Below are 2,981 nucleotides of genomic sequence, written 5' to 3' on the forward strand. Positions count from 1 at the left end.
CTATCTCGGTCTGTCCCGTCATTCGGAGGTCCTCGCGGGGGCCACCGCCGCACTGCGGCGCTGGGGAGCCGGTGCCACCGGATCGCGGCTGGTCACCGGCACCACCGCCGAACACGAACTGCTCGAACGCGAACTCGCCGACTTCGTCGGGGCAGACAGCGGTCTGGTGTTCTCGAGCGGATACGCCGCGAATCTCGGTGCCGTCGCCGCCCTCGGTGGCAAGGACGCGCTGATCGTCTCCGACGCCGGGGGGCACGCGTCGCTCGTCGACGCGTGCCGGCTGTCCCGCTCGAGAATCGTCGTCACTCCTCACAACGACGTCGACGCGGTCGCGCACGCCCTCGCGACCCGCACCGAGGCGCGCGCGCTCGTCCTGACCGACTCGGTGTTCAGTACCGACGGAGACCTCGCCCCGTTGCGGCGGCTGCACCGCATCTGCCGCTCGCACGACGCGTTGCTCCTCGTCGACGAGGCCCATGGTGTGGGAGTCCGCGGCGCGGGGGGCCGCGGACTCGTCCACGAAATGGGCCTCGCCGGCGAACCCGACGTGGTCGTCACCGCGACGCTGTCGAAATCTCTTGCGTCCCAAGGAGGGGCGGTGCTGGCCGACCGGCGTGTGCGCGAACACCTCGTGGACACCGCCCGAACGTTCATCTTCGACACCGGCCTGGCACCGGCCGCGGTCGGTGCCGCCCGGGGAGCGTTGAAGGTGTTGCGCGCCGAACCCGCCCGTGCCGCGGCCGTACTCGAGCAGGCCGCGCACCTCGCGCGCGTCACGGGCGTCGACGCACCGCCGTCCGCGGTGGTGTCGGTGATCCTCGGCGACCCGCACGTCGCCGCCGATGCTGCTGCGCAGTGCCGCGAACGCGGTGTGCATGTCGGCTGCTTCCGGCCGCCGTCGGTACCGGCCGGCACCTCGCGGCTGCGGCTGACCGCCCGCGCGAACCTCACCGCCGACGAACGCGCACTCGTCGACGAGGTGCTCACCGATGTCCTCGCGGGGGCCCGGGCGTGAGCATCCTCGTCGTCACCGGTACGTCGACCGATGTGGGAAAGACCGTCGCGACCGCCGCGCTGGCCGCGAGCGCAGTGGCGGCGGGGCTGCGGGTGGCGGTGTGCAAGCCCGCCCAGACCGGTGTGGCGGACGACGACCCGGGTGACCTGCAGGAAGTCCGCCGGCTGGTCGGGGACTCCGTCCACCTCGTCGAACTTGCTCGGTACCCCGACCCGCTCGCACCCGACACCGCCGCGCGGCGCAGCGGACGCCCGCTGCTCACCCTCGAGGAGATCGTCGACACCGTCCGGACGCTCGACGCCGAGCACGACCTCACCTTGGTCGAAGGTGCGGGAGGCCTGCTCGTCCGCCTCGGCGCCGGGGGCTTCACTCTCGCCGACGTCGCAGCCGCGCTGGGCGCACCCGCGGTGGTCGTCGCGGCGGCAGGCCTGGGCACGCTCAACCACACGGCGCTCACCGTGGCCGCGCTCCGCGCGGCGGGGATCGCCTGTCCGGGAGTGATCATCGGATCCTGGCCTGCAGCACCGGATCTGGCGGAACAGTGCAATCTCGACGACCTCCCGGACGTCACCGGCGTCCCCGTGCTCGGCAGGATCCCGGCCGGCAGCGGGGCGATCGACGCGGCCCGCTTCGCCGTCCGGGCCTCCGAATGGCTGGCGTCGCCGCTCCGGACGAAACGGCATGCGAGCGAAGCTTCCGCTGTACTGTGATGGATGCCACACTGCAACTGGCCTGTCCCATCGTGTCGGCCGGCGCGACATGCCGACCGCTCGGCCCGGAGGTACGGATGTCCACCAGCGAAGTGCAGGAACTCCAGCGCACCGCCGCCCACCTGCGCCACTGCCTCGGATCACTACGATCGCGCTACGGGGACGCAGCCCCCGTCCGGAGGCTGGCGAACGACCTCGAACGCCTCGATATCGACATACGCGATTTCGCCGAACATCCTCCACGCGAGGCCGTCAACAGTCTCGGTGAACGCATCCCGATCCCCGACACGCCGTACGACGACTCGTTGTTCCGCGGAACGGATACGGACGACGAAGGTCTCGGCGGGCTGCACGGATCGCGGTGAGCACGTCCGAGGCGGCACCGGCGGCCCGCGGCACGCCCGCGACCGGCGTCCGCTCCGCGGGCCGCGCACGGATCGCCGCACGTACGCTGCGGAACGACCGCTGGTGGCAGACCCCCGCACTCACCGTGCTCGGCCTCGGTGTGTTCGTGGTGTACGCGACGATCCGATCGTTCGTGCGCAGCGCCTACTACGTCGAGGACTACCACTATCTGACGCCGTTCTACTCTCCGTGCGTGAGCGCGTCCTGCGTGGACGGTGCCCGCCACTTCGGAACGTGGGTCGGCGAACTCCCGATGTGGATTCCGCTCGCGTTCCTCTCGCTCCCGTTTCTCCTCGGCTTCCGGCTGACCTGCTATTACTACCGCAAGGCCTACTACCGCTCGTTCTGGTTGTCGCCGCCCGCGTGCGCGGTGGCCGAACCCCACCGGCGCTACACCGGCGAAACGCGGTTGCCGCTGATCCTGCAGAACTCGCACCGCTACTTCTTCTACGCCGGTTTCGTGGTGTCACTGATCAACACCTACGACATGATCGCGGCCTTCCGTAGCCCGAGCGGATTCGGCATCGGGCTCGGCAACCTCATCCTGCTGATCAACGTGATACTGCTCTGGGGATACACGCTCTCGTGCCATTCGTGTCGGCACGTCACCGGAGGGCGGCTGCGGCACTTCTCGAAACATCCCGTGCGGTACAGGATCTGGACGTTCCTGTCGAGGCTCAACGCCAGGCACATGCAGTTCGCGTGGATCACGCTGGGCACCCTGATCCTCACGGACTTCTACATCATGCTCGTGGCGAGCGAGACCATCACGGATCTCCGGTTCGTCGGCTGACGGACCCGGGCAGTACGGCGGAAGGGCCAGGAGACCGGAAGAGGGGAAGCGCAGAAGA

At 69.8% G+C, this 2,981-nt stretch carries 4 protein-coding genes; all 4 read left to right on the forward strand.

Annotated elements, in window-relative coordinates; genetic code table 11:
• A partial coding sequence (locus R1101_RS0120115; RefSeq protein ID WP_016935098.1) for an 8-amino-7-oxononanoate synthase occupies nt 1-1,015 on the forward strand: 1,015 nt, incomplete at its 5' end.
• On the forward strand, nt 1,012-1,725 hold the full coding sequence (bioD, locus tag R1101_RS0120120; RefSeq protein ID WP_016935099.1) for a dethiobiotin synthase: 714 nt from the start codon (nt 1,012-1,014) through the stop codon (nt 1,723-1,725). The genes R1101_RS0120115 and bioD, both read left to right, overlap by 4 nt.
• A 77-nt stretch (nt 1,726-1,802) precedes the next feature.
• Nucleotides 1,803-2,090 carry a hypothetical protein gene (locus tag R1101_RS0120125; protein ID WP_026003506.1) on the forward strand — a complete coding sequence of 96 codons (288 nt, stop codon included), beginning with the start codon at nt 1,803-1,805 and terminating at the stop codon, nt 2,088-2,090.
• On the forward strand, nt 2,087-2,923 hold the full coding sequence (locus tag R1101_RS0120130; protein WP_016935101.1) for a hypothetical protein: 837 nt from the start codon (nt 2,087-2,089) through the stop codon (nt 2,921-2,923). The genes R1101_RS0120125 and R1101_RS0120130 overlap by 4 nt, the downstream gene beginning before the upstream one ends.
• Nucleotides 2,924-2,981: the final 58 nt, after the last annotated feature.

This window comes from Rhodococcus sp. R1101 (genome assembly GCF_000278445.1).
Taxonomy (GTDB): domain Bacteria; phylum Actinomycetota; class Actinomycetes; order Mycobacteriales; family Mycobacteriaceae; genus Rhodococcus; species Rhodococcus gordoniae.

What these genes read in the sequence shown, in the direction of transcription:
- R1101_RS0120125 (WP_026003506.1), top strand. Translation starts at nt 1,803, where the DNA reads ATGTCCACCAGCGAAGTGCAGGAACTCCAGCGCACCGCCGCCCACCTG.